The organism is Rhodococcus sp. MurmanLake-1 (assembly GCF_056945715.1).
The window spans coordinates 1-2,500 of the sequence record NZ_JBWZNF010000038.1 but is presented as its reverse complement, the minus strand read 5'-3'; the positions used below and the strand labels follow the sequence as shown (position 1 = coordinate 2,500).

Genomic DNA, 2,500 nt, shown 5'->3' with positions numbered 1-2,500 from the left:
TCAGAGCCCGTTAACGGGTGATGGCGTGCCTTTTGTAGAATGAACCGGCGAGTTACGATCCCGTGCGAGGTTAAGCTGAAGAGGCGGAGCCGCAGCGAAAGCGAGTCTGAATAGGGCGTTTAGTACGTGGTCGTAGACCCGAAACCAGGTGATCTACCCATGTCCAGGGTGAAGTTCAGGTAACACTGAATGGAGGCCCGAACCCACGCACGTTGAAAAGTGCGGGGATGAGGTGTGGGTAGCGGAGAAATTCCAATCGAACCTGGAGATAGCTGGTTCTCCCCGAAATAGCTTTAGGGCTAGCCTTAAGTGTAAGAGTCTTGGAGGTAGAGCACTGATTGGACTAGGGGTCCTCATCGGATTACCGAATTCAGTCAAACTCCGAATGCCAATGACTTATCCTTAGGAGTCAGACTGCGAGTGATAAGATCCGTAGTCAAAAGGGAAACAGCCCAGACCGCCAGCTAAGGTCCCAAAGTGTGTATTAAGTGGAAAAGGATGTGGAGTTGCTTAGACAACTAGGATGTTGGCTTAGAAGCAGCCACCATTTAAAGAGTGCGTAATAGCTCACTAGTCGAGTGACTCTGCGCCGAAAATGTACCGGGGCTAAATACACCACCGAAGCTGCGGATTGATACCAATGGTATCAGTGGTAGGGGAGCGTTCTAAGGACAGTGAAGTCAGACCGGAAGGACTGGTGGAGTGCTTAGAAGTGAGAATGCCGGTATGAGTAGCGAAAGACGGGTGAGAATCCCGTCCACCGAATGCCTAAGGTTTCCTGAGGAAGGCTCGTCCGCTCAGGGTTAGTCAGGACCTAAGCCGAGGCCGACAGGCGTAGGCGATGGACAACAGGTTGATATTCCTGTACCACCTCTTTATCGTTTGAGCAATGGAGGGACGCAGAAGGATAGAAGAAGCGTGCGATTGGTTGTGCACGTCCAAGCAGTTAGGCTGATAAGTAGGCAAATCCGCTTATCGTAAAGGCTGAGCTGTGATGGGGAAGCTCCTTATGGAGCGAAGTCTTTGATTCCCCGCTGCCAAGAAAAGCTTCTAGCGAGATAAAAGGTGCCTGTACCGCAAACCGACACAGGTAGGCGAGGAGAGAATCCTAAGGTGTGCGAGAGAACTCTGGTTAAGGAACTCGGCAAAATGACCCCGTAACTTCGGGAGAAGGGGTGCTTTCTTAACGGAAAGCCGCAGTGAATAGGCCCAAGCGACTGTTTAGCAAAAACACAGCTCTCTGCGAAGCCGTAAGGCGAAGTATAGGGGGTGACACCTGCCCGGTGCTGGAAGGTTAAGGAGAGGGGTTAGCGTAAGCGAAGCTCTGAACTGAAGCCCCAGTAAACGGCGGCCGTAACTATAACGGTCCTAAGGTAGCGAAATTCCTTGTCGGGTAAGTTCCGACCCGCACGAAAGGTGTAACGATTTGGGCACTGTCTCAACCAGAGACTCGGTGAAATTATAGTACCTGTGAAGATGCAGGTTACCCGCGACAGGACGGAAAGACCCCGTGGAGCTTTACTGTAGCCTGATATTGAATTTTGGTACAGTTTGTACAGGATAGGCGGGAGCCATTGAAACCGGAGCGCTAGCTTCGGTGGAGGCGCTGGTGGGATACCGCCCTGACTGTATTGAAATTCTAACCTACGGGTCTTATCGACCCGGGAGACAGTGTCAGGTGGGCAGTTTGACTGGGGCGGTCGCCTCCTAAAGTGTAACGGAGGCGCCCAAAGGTTCCCTCAGAATGGTTGGAAATCATTCGTAGAGTGCAAAGGCATAAGGGAGCTTGACTGCGAGACCTACAAGTCGAGCAGGGACGAAAGTCGGGCTTAGTGATCCGGTGGTTCCGCATGGAAGGGCCATCGCTCAACGGATAAAAGCTACCCCGGGGATAACAGGCTTATCTCCCCCAAGAGTCCACATCGACGGGGAGGTTTGGCACCTCGATGTCGGCTCATCGCATCCTGGGGCTGTAGTCGGTCCCAAGGGTTGGGCTGTTCGCCCATTAAAGCGGTACGCGAGCTGGGTTCAGAACGTCGTGAGACAGTTCGGTCCCTATCCGTCGTGGGCGTAGGAAATTTGAGAGGAGCTGTCCTTAGTACGAGAGGACCGGGATGGACGCACCGCTGGTGTACCAGTTGTTCTGCCAAGGGCATAGCTGGGTAGCTATGTGCGGAAGGGATAAGTGCTGAAAGCATCTAAGCATGAAGCCCCCCTCAAGATGAGATTTCCCATAGCGTAAGCTAGTAAGATCCCTGAAAGATGATCAGGTTGATAGGTTCGAGGTGGAAGCATGGTGACATGTGGAGCTGACGAATACTAATAGATCGAGGACTTAACCATATAATATGTAGCAAATGTTATCTAGTTTTGAAGGAATATGCCTTCATAGTTTGGTGATGATGGCAGAGAGGTCACACCCGTTCCCATACCGAACACGGAAGTTAAGCTCTCTAGCGCCGATGGTAGTTGGGACCTTGTCCCTGTGAGAGTAGGACGT

General features: G+C 52.0%; 2 rRNA genes (1 of these 2 cut by a window edge). Both read left to right on the top strand.

What is annotated here, in order from left to right:
- A 23S ribosomal RNA gene (locus AC2ETI_RS32395) occupies window positions 1–2,343 on the top strand (it extends 579 nt beyond the left edge of the window).
- Between the two features lie 49 nt (window positions 2,344–2,392).
- Window positions 2,393–2,500, top strand: a 5S ribosomal RNA gene (gene rrf / locus AC2ETI_RS32390); the annotation flags it as partial.